13 protein-coding genes, 1 tRNA gene and 2 pseudogenes are annotated in these 13682 nt (G+C 56.8%); 8 read left to right on the top strand and 8 right to left on the bottom strand.

The features are described from left to right. Positions 1-104: 104 nt before the first annotated feature. The gene (locus JWZ97_RS06740; protein ID WP_240342518.1) at positions 105-917 is read right to left on the bottom strand and encodes a transglutaminase family protein; all 813 of its coding nucleotides are present in this window, start codon (positions 915-917) and stop codon (positions 105-107) included. 158 nt (positions 918-1075) lie between these two features. Here JWZ97_RS06740 and JWZ97_RS06735 point away from each other — a divergent pair, with 158 nt between their 5' ends. Beyond that, the gene (locus JWZ97_RS06735; protein WP_205434022.1) at positions 1076-2122 is read left to right on the top strand and encodes an IS481 family transposase; all 1047 of its coding nucleotides are present in this window, start codon (positions 1076-1078) and stop codon (positions 2120-2122) included. 56 nt (positions 2123-2178) lie between these two features. Here JWZ97_RS06735 and JWZ97_RS20020 read toward each other — a convergent pair. Continuing rightward, positions 2179-2451 (bottom strand): annotated as a pseudogene (locus JWZ97_RS20020) (transposase); the annotation flags it as partial. A gap of 110 nt (positions 2452-2561) precedes the next feature. On the opposite strand from JWZ97_RS20020, the gene JWZ97_RS06730 reads away from it, so the two are divergent. Continuing rightward, positions 2562-2637, top strand: a tRNA-Glu gene (locus JWZ97_RS06730). A gap of 919 nt (positions 2638-3556) precedes the next feature. Here JWZ97_RS06730 and JWZ97_RS06725 read toward each other — a convergent pair. The 4 genes and pseudogenes from JWZ97_RS06725 to JWZ97_RS06705 all read right to left on the bottom strand — a co-directional run bounded on the left by JWZ97_RS06725 (position 3557) and on the right by JWZ97_RS06705 (position 7917). Then, positions 3557-4441: a DUF3800 domain-containing protein gene (locus JWZ97_RS06725; RefSeq protein WP_205434021.1), complete on the bottom strand. Its 885-nt coding sequence runs from the start codon at positions 4439-4441 to the stop codon at positions 3557-3559. After that, a pseudogene (locus JWZ97_RS20015) lies at positions 4438-5250 on the bottom strand (type ISP restriction/modification enzyme). The gene JWZ97_RS06725 and the pseudogene JWZ97_RS20015 overlap by 4 nt, the downstream one beginning before the upstream one ends. Beyond that, entirely contained in the window at positions 5250-5420 is a 171-nt protein-coding gene (locus tag JWZ97_RS20325) for a hypothetical protein (protein ID WP_371822614.1), read from the bottom strand. Before JWZ97_RS20325 ends, JWZ97_RS20015 begins: the two are co-directional and overlap by 1 nt. 1450 nt (positions 5421-6870) lie before the next feature. Further along, a complete protein-coding gene (locus JWZ97_RS06705; RefSeq protein WP_205433859.1) occupies positions 6871-7917 on the bottom strand; it encodes an IS481 family transposase in 1047 nt (348 codons plus the stop codon). 279 nt (positions 7918-8196) lie between these two features. Here JWZ97_RS06705 and JWZ97_RS06700 point away from each other — a divergent pair, with 279 nt between their 5' ends. From JWZ97_RS06700 to JWZ97_RS06690, 3 genes are all read left to right on the top strand, one after another. Beyond that, complete coding sequence (locus JWZ97_RS06700; protein ID WP_205434019.1) at positions 8197-8448, top strand: hypothetical protein; 252 nt, start codon at positions 8197-8199, stop codon at positions 8446-8448. Then, positions 8436-8723 carry a type II toxin-antitoxin system RelE/ParE family toxin gene (locus JWZ97_RS06695; protein WP_205434018.1) on the top strand — a complete coding sequence of 96 codons (288 nt, stop codon included), beginning with the start codon at positions 8436-8438 and terminating at the stop codon, positions 8721-8723. Before JWZ97_RS06700 ends, JWZ97_RS06695 begins: the two co-directional genes overlap by 13 nt. A gap of 88 nt (positions 8724-8811) precedes the next feature. Continuing rightward, entirely contained in the window at positions 8812-10068 is a 1257-nt protein-coding gene (locus JWZ97_RS06690; RefSeq protein ID WP_205428540.1) for an IS256 family transposase, read from the top strand. A gap of 77 nt (positions 10069-10145) precedes the next feature. On the opposite strand, the gene JWZ97_RS06685 is transcribed toward JWZ97_RS06690, so the two are convergent. Then, positions 10146-10736, bottom strand: coding sequence for a hypothetical protein (locus JWZ97_RS06685; protein WP_205434017.1), 591 nt, complete (start codon positions 10734-10736; stop codon positions 10146-10148). A gap of 87 nt (positions 10737-10823) precedes the next feature. Further along, positions 10824-11090, bottom strand: a complete 267-nt coding sequence (locus JWZ97_RS06680) for a DNA-binding protein (protein ID WP_205434016.1) — start codon at positions 11088-11090, stop codon at positions 10824-10826. A gap of 106 nt (positions 11091-11196) precedes the next feature. On the opposite strand from JWZ97_RS06680, the gene JWZ97_RS06675 reads away from it, so the two are divergent. From JWZ97_RS06675 to JWZ97_RS06665, 3 genes are all read left to right on the top strand, one after another. Continuing rightward, the gene (locus JWZ97_RS06675) at positions 11197-11421 is read left to right on the top strand and encodes a hypothetical protein (RefSeq protein WP_205434015.1); all 225 of its coding nucleotides are present in this window, start codon (positions 11197-11199) and stop codon (positions 11419-11421) included. A gap of 181 nt (positions 11422-11602) precedes the next feature. Next, positions 11603-11875 (top strand): hypothetical protein, encoded by a 273-nt coding sequence (locus JWZ97_RS06670; RefSeq protein ID WP_205434014.1) that lies wholly within the window; start codon positions 11603-11605, stop codon positions 11873-11875. A 431-nt stretch (positions 11876-12306) separates the two neighbouring features. Beyond that, positions 12307-13650: an IS1380 family transposase gene (locus tag JWZ97_RS06665; RefSeq protein WP_205434013.1), complete on the top strand. Its 1344-nt coding sequence runs from the start codon at positions 12307-12309 to the stop codon at positions 13648-13650. The last annotated feature ends 32 nt before the right edge of the window (positions 13651-13682 follow it).

Raw genomic sequence — 13682 nt, 5'->3', positions numbered from 1 at the left:
GAGATCGGGGCAGAATGAAAAGTAAGCATAGTGCTTATATTGCATGGGTTTTAAGGCGCGGATGAGCTGTTGCCTTCCCTAGAGCCTGGCGGCCTTCGCTGACCCTACCGGGCTTGAGCGGGGATTTCGGCGAGCTCAACCACAATTTGCATGCTGGGTGACTGATGGGTAGTGGCGACAAACGAACCGGAGACGGGCGGCACCGATTCCGGATGCCGACCCACGGCCAAAACGATGTGGTCGTTCCCGACCACTTGGCCACTGGTGGAGTCGTATCCTTTCCAACCTGCGCCGGGCAGGTAAACCTCAGGCCAAGCGTGGGTCGCACCCAGACCCCGCGCGAACGTGGGTGAACACTGATAGCCGCTGACAAAGCGCGCCGCCAGACCTAAATAATGGCAGGCAGCGCTAAACAAGGTCGCAAAGTCCCGACAGCAACCGGCGCGCTTGGCCAAGGTAGCCGCCGGTGCCTGAACACCCGGTTCTTCCCTTTGCGGGTAGGTAAAGTCGCAGGCAATGGCACGGTTGATCCTGTCGAGCAGGACATAGGTTTCCACTGTCTGGCCTGAATGCCAGAACGATCGCAGCCACGTGTTCAACAGAGGCTCGATCGGAGAATAGGTCGGCAAAATATAAGCGCACAGGTCGGCATACTCGGCGGGGTCGTAAAGGAACGGATCGAGGACGGCGTAGTCGGCCACCCAGAAGTCCAAGGGCCGGTCGTCGAAATGCTGAAGAACGATACGGCTATCGATCGAGAGACCGTTGCAGCGCTCGGTGAAAGTCGCCAGAGCCACAGCATTGTCGTATACGTCGCGCTGCCAGCACAGATGGTGCGCGGGGTGGATAGCAAGGTCGCTGGATTCGATACGGACGTCGCATCCTTCCCTGGGATGCAAAAGCAACTTGTGCGGCAACAGCCTAACGGCTTCCGCATACAGGTAAGTCGTTACATGCTTTATTTGTAGAAGTTCAGACTAGATCTGACAGTACTCCTTGCCGAAAGGAGGGGTTACCCGTTTTGATAGCGGTGCGAATCTTCATCGAAACGGCGCGTAAGCGCAGGAGTAACCCCATGAGTAGTCTCAATCAGAATGTCATACGCCACAAGATCGGCCTGCTGAACCTGGCGACCGAGTTAGGCAACGTCGCCAAGGCCTGCAAGGTCATGGGTCTGTCGCGTGACACCTTCTATCGCTATCAGCATGCGATGGCGGAAGGGGGGCTTGAAGCATTGTTTGACGCCAACCGCCGCAAACCGAATCCGAAGAACCGGGTCGCAGAAGCGACGGAAACGGCGGTGATTGCCTATGCCATCGAGCAACCGGCCCATGGGCAGGTCAGGACCAGCAACGAGTTGCGCCAACGCGGCGTGTTCGTCTCACCCTCGGGCGTCCGCTCCATCTGGCTGCGCAACGACCTGGCCTCGTTCAAGCGCCGCCTGAGCGCCTTGGAGAAACAGGTGGCGGAGCAAGGGATCGTGCTCACCGAAGCCCAGGTGGCGGCGCTGGAGAAGAAGCAGGACGACGATCTGGCGCAGGGCGAGATCGACACGGCGCATCCGGGCTACCTGGGTTCCCAGGACACGTTCTATGTCGGCACGCTCAAAGGCGTGGGCCGTATCTACCAGCAGACCTTCGTGGATACCTACAGCAAGGTGGCGATGGCCAAGCTGTATACGACCAAGACGCCGATCACCGCCGCCGACCTGCTCAATGACCGGGTACTGCCCTTCTTCGCCGAACACGGCATGGGCGTACTGCGCATCCTGACAGACCGCGGCACCGAGTACTGTGGCAAGGCCGAAACGCACGACTATCAGCTCTATCTGGCGCTCAACGACATCGAGCACACCAAGACCCGGGCGCGTCATCCACAGACCAACGGCATCTGCGAACGCTTCCACAAGACCCTGTTGCAGGAGTTTTATAAAGTCGCTTTCCGCAAGAAACTTTATCTAACCGTGGACGAACTACAGGCCGACCTGGATGCCTGGATCGACCACTACAATCAGGAGCGAACTCATCAGGGTAAGATGTGCTGCGGACGCACACCTCTACAAACTCTTAATGCTGGAAAGGAGGTGTGGGACCAAAAAGTCAGCCACTTGAATTTGATCTGACAACCAGGCGCACCCAAAACGGGTAACTGTCAGATCAAGTCTGAACTTCTACACTTTATTTGTAGAAGTTCATTGGCTTTGCGCAGCTCCTTGACCTTCCGTTCTAGCTCCTTGATGTGCTGCGTTTCCGCCGTGGTCAGGCCATCACGCCGGCCTGTATCGCGCTCATGTCGTCATACCCAACTGAGCAGATTCTGGGACGTACAGCCAATCTTGCCGGCGATGGACTCAATGGAGGCCCATTGCGACGGATGATCGTCGCGGCACTCAAACACCAAGCAAACTGCACGCTCGCGAACCTCGGGAGAAAACTTCGTAGACTTCTTCATGGCCTCATGTTCTCAAAGGTTGGAGCCTCCACCAATACCGCGGCGGTTCAGGGTGCCTGCACTTTTCTATTTAACATACAGGCTTTATGCACTATAATGCCGACCTTCTAGTCCCCATCGTCTAGAGGCCTAGGACACCGCCCTCTCACGGCGGCGACCGGGGTTCGAATCCCCGTGGGGACGCCATATAAAACAATAGCTTACGAAAGTCAGATCCCTTAATCGGAAACTTTTCGGAAACTGGTGTACGAGAAACCGGCCTTGAGCCGGTTTTTTTGTTGCCTGTTGAAAACGCTTCTAGGCCGGAGGGATGACCAGAGCGTACCCCGCGAAAGCCGCACCGGGGGGTGTGGTCAATTCGACCTTGCCACAAGAAACTTCATGGCGGACTGCCATCGATAGCGTAGTGGGGTATTGCCACCCGTCCGGGTGCTCGGGAACATGCGCGGAATCGACCGCCGAAACATGCCTCAAACCCACACCATTCTTGATCCTGAGCGCGCGGAAACTGCGAACCAAAATCGCCCCAGAACGGCCGACAGCCCGTCTTGTTTGGGGGTTGCTGCGCAGAAAAACCGTTCGGAAATAAAGGCGAAATTGCGCCGCAATGCCGCGTCGCCTCAGGATTCGAGTGTTCACTAATGCGCCCAGAATTAAGCAGACAAGCGATACACCCATGTTAGCGATATTTTGCCTAATCCCGCTGCTGTTAACCATGCCCCGCCAGTCTTAGCCGGAACTAAACCCGCTTTTTAACTCTCTAAGCTCCCGCTCATGTTCGGCCAGAAGCGCGCTCAATCCCCGCATGGTTGCCGAGCGGCCACCATGGGTTTGTGCATTCATTTTGCTGCGGGTTTTCCCGGCATCCGTCCTTGGCCCGGTCGATTGCTCCCACGGTCGCCATTGGCGAATTTGTTCCGCTTGCCTGGCTCGTCTTTCCTCAGTCCATCGGCTTGCGCTAGGTTTCTTGGTCATATTGGCCAAAATTCAAAAGGTTGCACTTGGATTTGCCAGATTGGCTTCTTAGTTTTTTCCCCTTATACTTCGCCTCAAGCTGTGAGCGAAATTCGGCCGCGTGCCGTGTGAACTCTCGGGGTTCCTATACTCACGGCTTATTCTTTTTTCGCTTCCCTTCGAGGAAACGTTCCTCCAGCGTCAACGGGCACTGCTTATTGAAAAAGCTGCCGTAGGTCGGGCCGAAATCGAGATCGTGTATTTCGCCGATTTGTTGCCACAACACTTTCAAATAACGCTCATCCCGCAACGAGGCACCGGTTTTCGAGTCTACCCGAGGCTCATAGAACCGCTGGACCGCCCAGAGAAAATAATCCACCGCCTGCAAGCAGGCATCGTTTTTCGGCGTGGATACCCGAATTTCCCAGACGTCGCTTCCTCCGCGGCCGAATCCGAATTTCTTCACGAAATCCCTCTCGGCATGGTCGATGGCGACGCATAGGGCGTCATTGCGATCGCTTTGTCCGCGGCGGGCGATGCAAACCCGGTAGGCATCCGCAAGGCGGTGAAACTTGCCGAACAGCGAGAGCATGAGGCCGTCATAGAGTTCGTTATGGTTGTACCAATAGTCCGGGTCGGTCTCGTTTCGCCGGCGCACATCCTGCAAAACCCTTTCCTTATCGCAGACCACCGCATGAAAGCGCAGTTGATCGCCTACCGAGGCCAGCAGGTCGAAAACCTGGAAGCGGACTTCCGGTAAGTCGTCCTTGGCGTGGAACATGACAGCGGTTTTTCCTCTCGCCGGATCGAACGAGGGAACGCCATGGAAATAGGCATGGGTCGTCAGCCGTTCCCGAAGTTCGTTAAGGCGGGCATCGAGGCCGGCAGGGTCGTCCACTTCCAGCTTGCCCATGATGAAGAACCGAGAACAACCCTCGGTGCCGACGATGGCGCGGCGGCGGTTGGCGAACAGGGTGGGATCACCGGCCTCGTCCACGAAAATGTGGAGCGTTTCCTCTTCATCGGGTGATGTCATGAGGTTTTCGATGAGTCCGCGGTTTGAAACGCGCCCGGCCAGCCGCCGTGCTTGTCGATGGTCTCGTCGATTTCAGCCATGAGGCGGATGGTTTCGTGCAAGGCGACGACGATTTTCTGATAATGGGCAATGTCTTCTTCGTTCAAGCGGCGGCCCTTGCGGTCTTTCAGCCATTTTTCGCAGACCTGGTAGCCGCCAATGTGGAAGTTCCACACGGATTCCTGCACACCTTCGAAGCGCTGCGTGGGGTTGATCCAGACCGCCCCGTCCTTGTAGGTGGGTTTCTTGGGGATGCCGTTGTCGCCTTGTCCCAGGTATCGGGTAATGAAGTTGTTTACCTTGGGGGATTCCAGCAGGTGCAGGGCGGTGAGTTCACCGCCGAGTTGAGCAAGCGCACGGAACAGTTCCAGGTTACCAGTCAACGGCAGACGCGGGAAATCGATCTTCAGAAACTCCGCGTAGCGGCTCCATTAGCCGGGGCTGTGAAACACCGCGTAGGCGTAGTGGAAGATGTCTTCGGGCGTCAGGCCGGCGGGCAGGCCGTGCTCGCCTGCTTGTTTAAGGCGTAATGCAGTTGCGACGTGAACCAAAAAGCCCGGCGATAGATTCAAACGACGCGATTCCCTATGGAGCAAAGAATCGGAATCGACAGAAAGATAGAGAGGGAAGGCATAGGTCCGCTCTTTGGTAGCCGTCGACAGCGTGCAATCGGTTATTAGGCCACGTGTGACCCCGACGTGGCAAAACTTAGAATTGACCTGCCGATTCGTGCAAAGTGCGAGGTTGGTGCCGTCACGCAGGTTGCCCATCACCGGTCGTCGAGGATTGCACATGAACCCCGCGCCTGACCAGTGTAGTAAGTCCATCGGACATCGAACGGACGATACCAAATGGTAGTTGGCGTGACCTTCCTTCGAGACGCTTCCTTGATGTCTTTCTGAGCTCGATCGACAGCCCAATCTTTCGTGTCTTCTCCCAGATCAAACTCCGAACGAGCTTGTCGGCGGAAAGTTGACTCAATCGAGTGATCACCGCTTCGACATCGCTGCGTGTGAACTGAACTACAAGCGTATCCCTCGCAGTGACAATACCCGTAGAGTTGAGCGGAAAAGCTTGGTCAAATGGAATGGCCTTACGATACTCCGCATCGGTGTCGGCGTCCCGCGGTTCCAGTAAATAATAAGGCTCGGATGGCGCAACAGGACTCCAATCCGTGTCGGTGATGCTGTGCTTGGCCAACCAATCATATTTAATAGTCCGTGATCCGAGTATTTCTTCGTGCGACACACTGCTTGGTGCCGCGTGAAGCCGCGTGAAGATGCCGACGGCCACACCTTGTTGAATATCAAAAACATTCTGGTCAGAAACTTCCCGCGATTTCGTGGACGAACGACTCGCGCTACCGTGGAGTTCAAGAATCCATGACTTCCTGAAAAACTCGACTAGCGAGTATCGCATGCCTCGGAGGGTTCTGTTGTTTAGGTAGCCGTGGTTAGAGATAAGACCAAGGGTGCCAACATCGGAACTCTTGAGGATGCTGCGAGCCAATCCAAAGAATTTCACGTAGTCATCTTGGAGATTCTTTTCCAGCTGGAGCGCGCCACGTTCTCGCACGACTTCGCCAGCTACGGATCTAAATGGTTCAATCAACGCGTTCCCAGCTTCCGTTAGATTTGCAGTGTAGAGCGAATACGGCGGATTGCCGATGAGCACAGTAAACCGCTTGTGGCGTTTGATTTCGTTCACGGCGGCGGCTTCGTGGGCCAGGGCGTCGAAGCCGATGAGGGGGAGCTGTTTGACCCACGGTTCGAGAGCGTTGGTGAGGTAGATGCGGGCGCGTTCCTCGGTGCCGAAGCGGTAGCCGGTCTCAGCGAGCTTCAAGCCGATTTTCATATGTGCGATGGCGTAGGGGGCCATCATCAGCTCGTAACCATGCAGGCGCGGGAGAAGGTGCTTCGGCACATAGTCGTTCCATGCCGCTTTTTGTTGAGCCTCGGTGAGGCCATTTTTCTTCAACTTCGCCGTAAGAGTTCGGTGGATCAGATCGATGACTTCAACGAGGAAAGTGGCGGTGCCGGTGGCGGGGTCGAGGATTTGGACGAAAGGCTCATCCGGCAGAACGGTGCGCTTATCGCCCGGTTCGTCTGTAAGCGGTGGCAGTTTCAGCTCCGGATGCTTTTCCAGCATCTCACCCCAAGTGACGGTGGAGGCGAGTCCATCTTCCAGTCCGAATTCGGTTTGCAGCAGTTCATGGACGCTGCGGACGATGTAGGAGACAACGGGCTGAGGGGTATAGAAGACCCCGCGCTGGACCTTGAGCTTCTTGTTGTAGGCGGAAAGAAAGTGCTCGTAGAAATGGATGACCGGGTCTTCACCTGTAGAAGTTCAGACTTGATCTGACAGTTACCCGTTTTGGGTGCGCCTGGTTGTCAGATCAAATTCAAGTGGCTGACTTTTTGGTCCCACACCTCCTTTCCAGCATGAAGTGTTTGTAGGGGTGTGCGTCCGCAGCACATCTTACCCTGATGGGTTCTCTCCTGGTTATAGTGGTCGATCCAGGCATCCAGGTCGGCCTGCAGCTCGTCCATGGATAGATAAAGCTTCTTGCGGAAAGCGACCTGATAAAACTCCTGTAACAGGGTTTTGTGGAAGCGTTCGCAGATGCCATTGGTCTGTGGATGATGCGCCCGGGTCTTGGTGTGCTCGATGTCGTTGAGCGCCAGATAGAGCTGATAGTCGTGCGTTTCGGCCTTGCCGCAGTATTCGGTGCCCCGGTCCGTCAGGATGCGCAGTACGCCCATCCCGTGTTCGGCGAAGAAGGGCAGTACCCGGTCATTGAGCAGGTCGGCGGCGGTGATCGGCGTCTTGGTCGTATAGAGCTTGGCCATCGCCACCTTGCTGTAGGTATCCACGAAGGTCTGCTGGTAGATACGGCCCACGCCTTTGAGCGTGCCGACATAGAAGGTGTCCTGGGAACCCAGGTAGCCCGGATGCGCCGTGTCGATCTCGCCCTGCGCCAGATCGTCGTCCTGCTTCTTCTCCAGCGCCACCACCTGGGCTTCGGTGAGCACGATACCTTGCTCTGCCACCTGTTTCTCCAAGGCGGTCAGGCGTCGCTTGAACGAGGCCAGGTCGTTGCGTAGCCAGATGGAGCGGACGCCCGAGGGCGAAACGAAGATGCCGCGTTGGCGCAACTCGTTGCTGGTCCTGACTTGCCCATGGGCCGGTTGCTCGGTGGCATAGGCAATCACCGCCGTTTCCGTCGCTTCTTCAACCCGGTTCTTCGGATTCGGTTTGCGGCGGTTGGCGTCAAACAATGCTTCAAGCCCCCCTTCCGCCATCGCATGCTGATAGCGATAGAAGGTGTCACGCGACAGACCCATGACCTTGCAGGCCTTGGCGACATTGCCTAACTCGGTCGCCAGGTTCAGCAAGCCGATCTTGTGGCGTATGACATTCTGATTGAGACTACTCATGGGGTTACTCCTGCGCTTACGCGCCGTTTCGATGAAGATTCGCACCTCTATCAAAACGGGTAACCCCACCTCTCGGCAAGGAGTACTGTCAGATCTAGTCTGAACTTCTACACATAAAAGTGCGGTGTGCGGTGACGCATAGTGACGAAAAGTGCAGCAAAACAAGGGATTGTGTGGATGGATCGTCACATTAAGGCGCGGTTTCGGTGCTATGCCGTTGACACGTGGTCGACACCTGAGCGAAGGTTAAAGCTTCTTTGTAATTTTGCAGGTCTGAATATGAGCACTCTTGAAGTGACGATAGACGACAAGACTCAAGCGGCACTTTCTAATGTTGCTTCGCTTACTCACCAGTCTATTGATGCCGTTGTCAGACGTGCCATTGATGCCTACTTGCTGCGTGAACTGGAACACGCTGAAGACGACAAGCGCTTTCAGGGCTGCATTGAACACGGCGGAATCGAAGGTGACCGCGTGTTGAACTGGCTTGACGACTGGAACAAAGGGAATCGGAAGGCATGTCCCGAGTGATCTGGACGAAGGAAGCGGTGCGGGATGTTGAGCGTCTTGTAGACTTCCTCGAAGGTAAAAATCCTGGCGCTGCCATGGATGCCCGTTATGCCATCATTCACGCGGCCAGTATCCTGGAGCAATTCCCGGACGTGGGTTTGATCGTCAGGCAGGACCCGCTTACACGGGAACTGGTGACGAGTTTCGGCAGTAGTGGCTATGTTCTTCGGTATCGTTACGCGCCTGATAATCGTGTTGTCATTGTCCGGGTCTGGCATGGAAGGGAAGACCGGTGATCATTTCGTTACCTGCAATATTTACGGATGTTCTCGAGCCTGTCAGAAATTTTGTGTGTGAGGCATAACATGTTGTTAAGGAGCATGTATGCCAAGCAAGACGAGCAAGAAGAAACCGGCAGCGGCGCTGCCCAGCATTCCGAAAGAACTCATAGACCAGATGGTCAGTGGCCCGATGGACGCCGAGGCGATCAATGCCGCCTCGATGGCGTTCAAGAAGGCGCTGATCGAACGTGCACTGGGCGCCGAACTCAGCCATCACCTGGGTTACCCACCCGGCGCCGACAAGCCCGGCGAGGTGGGCAATCACCGCAACGGGGTGACCGGCAAGACGGTGCTGACCGAAGACGGGCCGCTTCGGATCGACATCCCGCGCGACCGTCAGGGCAGCTTCGAACCCCTGCTTATCCCTAAGCACGAGCGGCGCTTCACCGGTTTCGATGACAAGATCGTGGCCATGTACGCCCGGGGCATGACGGTGCGCGAGATTCAGGGCTTCCTGGCCGAGCAGTACGGCACCGAGGTTTCACCGGAATTCATCAGTTCAGTCACCGATGCGGTGATGGCCGAGGTCACCGCCTGGCAGTCACGCCCGCTCGAAGCCATGTATCCGGTGGTGTTCTTCGATGCTCTGCGGGTCAAGATTCGCGAGGAGGCGGTGGTCCGCAACAAGGCGATCTACCTGGCCTTGGCTGTTCTGCCAGACGGCACGCGCGACATCCTCGGGTTGTGGATCGAGAACACCGAGGGCGCCAAGTTCTGGATGAAGGTCTTCAATGACCTCAAGACGCGCGGTGTGGTCGACATCCTGATCGCCGTCACCGACGGCCTGAAGGGCATGCCCGAGGCCTTGGCCGCCGTTTTCCCAGCGACCACGCTGCAGACCTGTATCGTGCATCTGATTCGCAACAGCCTCGACTACGCGAGTTGGAAGGACCGTAAGGCACTGGCGGCAGCGATCAAGCCGATCTACACCGCGCCCAGCGCCGAAGCCGCGCTGGCCGAACTCGACGCGTTCGAGCAAGGCCTCTGGGGTGAGAAATTCCCGACCGTGGTCGCCGCCTGGCGGCGGGCCTGGGACCGGGTGATTCCCTTCTTTGCCTTCCCGCCCGCCATCCGCCGGGTGATCTACACGACCAATGCCATCGAGAGCATCAACGCCCGACTGCGCAAGATCCTCAAGACGCGTGGCCATTTCCCGAGCGACGATGCTGCCAGCAAGCTGATCTGGCTGGCCTTGCGCAACATTACGGCCGACTGGGGACGGGCGGCCAAGGATTGGAAGGACGCCATGAACCAATTCGCCATCCTCTACGCTGAACGCTTTGAAGCGGCTCGCGGATAAAATGACCACCGACTTTGCCACCGCGCCCTCTGCCTACGGTCTGAACGGACCTTCGGCAGCCGTCACCGTGGAAAAGTCTACTCACGCCTCACACACAGAAATTCTGACGCCCCCATATTCTCTGCAACTATGTCCGTTCTCTCGGTAGCTCCGGTCGTCTGCCATAGCTCCTTCCAATGTTCACATTGGTCGGCTGCTTCATCTTTGGCTGGGTTTCTTTGTTGAATCCGTCTCTTTAAGACGGTTTCCTCGAAGGTTTTGGCATCGCCTTTATAGGCGGCTTCGAACTCGCGTCGTTGCTGGGACTCTTCGTTGTGGCATTCCATGAATCGTGACCACGCGACATTCTCCGTCTTCGCTCGTTTACATCTGGCTGAGGGGATGAAGTATTTGGTCCATGCTTGTTCCTTCTCCTGGGCCAAGCGGGCGAGTTCGGCCTGTTTTCGTGCGTTTTCTTCCGCTCGCTCCCTGGCAATTTTTTCGTTGATCCGCCGTTGTTCCTCGGCCGCGATCATCGTTTTTCGTCTCTCTTCTTCGATTTTCTGTTGGTTTTTCGTATGTAACCAATCAAAGGCAGATGAGGTCCCTAGATTGGTTAGGGTGTTGCTGAGGCCTATTGTTACGGCGGCAATGACGATCCCGCAGGCGATCTGAACGGCGAGTTTCATTCCGTATGTCCTCTTGTCGTCCCGTTCTTGTTGCTCATAGTTAATCTTCCCTGTCCTTTTTCCATCGCTCGGTGACTTTTTGAGCGACTAGCCAACCTCGTGAAGTTTTTTTCTGGCGTCCTCTATTTCGGGGCTTATGTCTCCGTGTTCCGGTCTCGCGTTTCCTGTAATTAACCAGTAGGCGTATTCGGGCCAAAGTTTTCCGGCTGCTTCTAGGTGTTCGCCTGTGGCTCGGATGCTTTTCCTTTTCACGTTTGACCATCTCATCCGGTCAATACCGGTCGTTTTTTCTAGCTCGGTAGGGGTCATTCCTGACCGCTCTATAAGCGTTATTAGCCTGTCTTGTATGTTCACGCCTGAAACTTTTGTGATTGCAATTATTGCAATTGCATATGTTGGATGCTAATATTGCAAGCAAATAAAGCAATGTAACGCAAAGTGACGATATGGAGAAAAGCATATGACGCAACCGGATGAAAACCAAGTTCTTTCCCCGGTTCACGTGTCGCCGGACGTGCCTTACATGCACCGTGAGCGATTTGCGCAATTGGTAGGTGTCAGTGTGGGTGTCGTCGACGGTTGGGCTGACCGCGGCCAGATTCCGTGTGTTGTTGTTGGCAAACACAAGCTCGTTAACGTCGCGTTGCTCTTCAAGCAGGCACTGGAGCAGGAGGTTTTCTTATGAAGGCCCGCATCCAGTGCCCTTACTGTGATCGCTGGTACAGCTCGACAGGCTCTGTCGTGGCGGCTTGCGCGAAGTGTGTGGGCGAACTAGGCCATGTCTTGCATGGCCTGGATGCCCGCAAGCGTCGCGCTGAATCTGCGATTGCCGCGTCACGCGCCATTCGTGGCCGCAAGGGGGCTTTGTGACGATGTACCACCTATCGCTCGCTACGTTACGCGAAACGTGCGAACGCATTGCTTCTGGTGCCGAGTCCGCTTATCGCAAGAGCCGTACGCCAGACGAGGCCGGCGCGGTCGGTGCCTATGCTCAAGGTGAGCTTTCCGGTATCGAACGTCTTTTAGACGAATATCCCGGTGTATCGCACGTGATTGCCGTCTACCGCGAACGTATTGACGCGCTTTACAGCCCTGCCTCCTCCGTCCCTTTGGCCTCCGCCGATGAGGCCAAGCCGTGAACGGCCTTGACGACTTCCAATTTCTCCGCGCTCGGTTGGCGCTCCCCCTGTATCCGGTTCAGGAACTCCCGCCTGAGCCGGACTTTTTTGCCAGCCTCCGGAACATCCAAACCGCGCCCGTTATTTTCCCGCCCGCCCTAAGCGCCTGGGTCCCGTCCTCCCGTTCTACAAACCAAGCCACCTTGGAGCGGGAAACGGCCGTCGAGGCGAACCGGCCGGAAACGTCCTTTTGCGGAAACGAATTCTTGTCCATTGGTCACGCGTCGCCCGTGGGTAGCAAGCACAAAGACGCATGAACCTAGATTGTTCATTAGGCCTTTGGGGGGATTTCGAGGCAAGCTGTAGACCCTCGGAGGCGATGGGCAACCGAGTGGGTTCTAATGGATACCATTAGCGGAAGATTCGCGGGATCAACGACATAGGTGGCATCGATGGTACAGTCGACACTCAGAGGGGACGGGTTTTCGGTGAGTTTCAGCGACCGGGAAGTCACGGCATGGGGTGGATTGGCGCTGCTGAAACGCATGCTCGACGGCATGGGGTTTCGAGAGGCTGTGGCGGGCTGGGGTTTACCGGCACCGGGATCCAACCGGGGTTATCCGCCAGTGCAGTTGATCGAGCAATTCATCGTTTCGATCTGGTGTGGCGCTTGCCGGTTCGCGCATGCCGAGACGGTGCGGATGGACAGTACACTGACTCGATTGTTCGGTTGGCCGCACGCAGCCGGCCACAAGGCCATCCTGCGACTGTTTGGCCGTTTCGACATGCTCGCCAACGAACAGGTCCAGGCTGAGGCGCACCGTTGGTTCTTCGGCAACATCACGGAGCTGAAGCGGGTGACTCTGGACGTGGATTCCACGGTGATTACCCGCAACGGTGTGCAGGAGGGCGCCACGCGCGGCTACAGCCCAGGCCGGAGAGGCCGAGCAAGCCATCACCCTTTGCTGGCCTTTGTCGCCGAGGCGAGGATGGTGGCCAACTTCTGGTTGCGGCCGGGCAATGCGCACAGTGCCAACAACGTCCTGCAGTTTCTCGAATCGACCTTGCATCATCTGGGCGAGAAGGTCGTTGGCTTGTTGCGCGCCGACAGCGGCTTCTTCGATGAGGCCGTCTTTTCGAAGCTGGAAGGCAAGCAGATTCCTTACATCATCGCCGCCCGGCTCACTCAGCCGCTGCAACGCACGATCTACCAGGCCACGGGTTGGTGGGCGTTGGAAACGGGACTGGAACTGACGGAGTTGCGCTATTGCGCGGCCGGTTGGTCAACACCCCGGCGCCTGATTGTGGTCCGTCAGTCGATCAAGCGCCGGGAAGCGCCCGGCAAGAACCTGTCACTGTTTGCGGACGACCCGGACATTCAGGGCTGGCACTATGGCGCCTTCGTGACCACCCTCGAACTGCCCATGGTGGAGGTCTGGCGCACCTATCGCGGCCGGGCGGACTGCGAGAACCGGATCAAGGAACTGAAGGCCGACTTCGGGGTCGATGCCTTCAACCTCCAGGACTTTTGGGCGACGGAAGCCGCGCTGGGTTTCGCCATGCTCGCCTACAACCTGATGAGCCTGTTTCGCCAGGCGGTGATGCGATCACGCGTGCAGCATACGCTTTCCACCCTGCACGGCCTGGTGCTCGCCATCGGCGGATCGTGGCACAACGACGCCAGCCAGAACCGGTTGATGCTCTCCGTCCCTCGCCGAAAACGCGCCTGGTTTTCTGGCCTATGGGCCAATGCCTCCGGTCCACCAGTTATTCCTACGCTGGTCGCAAGCGGCTAATGAACAATCTGGGTTTAAAGCTGCGAACGGAA

Source organism: Methylococcus sp. EFPC2 (assembly GCF_016925495.1).
In the GTDB taxonomy this organism is placed as follows: Bacteria; Pseudomonadota; Gammaproteobacteria; order Methylococcales; family Methylococcaceae; genus EFPC2.
Note: the sequence above shows the minus strand (reverse complement) of the source record. Positions and strands in the feature narration are given on the sequence as shown.

Coding starts and splice junctions, on each gene's coding strand:
- JWZ97_RS06705 (WP_205433859.1), bottom strand. CDS start 7,917: ATGAGTAGTCTCAATCAGAATGTCATACGCCACAAGATCGGCTTGCTG.
- JWZ97_RS06695 (WP_205434018.1), top strand. CDS start 8,436: ATGTCCCGAGTGATCTGGACGAAGGAAGCGGTGCGGGATGTTGAGCGT.
- JWZ97_RS06690 (WP_205428540.1), top strand. CDS start 8,812: ATGCCAAGCAAGACGAGCAAGAAGAAACCGGCAGCGGCGCTGCCCAGC.
- JWZ97_RS06665 (WP_205434013.1), top strand. CDS start 12,307: ATGGTACAGTCGACACTCAGAGGGGACGGGTTTTCGGTGAGTTTCAGC.
- JWZ97_RS06735 (WP_205434022.1), top strand. CDS start 1,076: ATGAGTAGTCTCAATCAGAATGTCATACGCCACAAGATCGGCCTGCTG.
- JWZ97_RS06725 (WP_205434021.1), bottom strand. CDS start 4,441: ATGACATCACCCGATGAAGAGGAAACGCTCCACATTTTCGTGGACGAG.
- JWZ97_RS06675 (WP_205434015.1), top strand. CDS start 11,197: ATGACGCAACCGGATGAAAACCAAGTTCTTTCCCCGGTTCACGTGTCG.
- JWZ97_RS06700 (WP_205434019.1), top strand. CDS start 8,197: ATGAGCACTCTTGAAGTGACGATAGACGACAAGACTCAAGCGGCACTT.
- JWZ97_RS06685 (WP_205434017.1), bottom strand. CDS start 10,736: ATGAAACTCGCCGTTCAGATCGCCTGCGGGATCGTCATTGCCGCCGTA.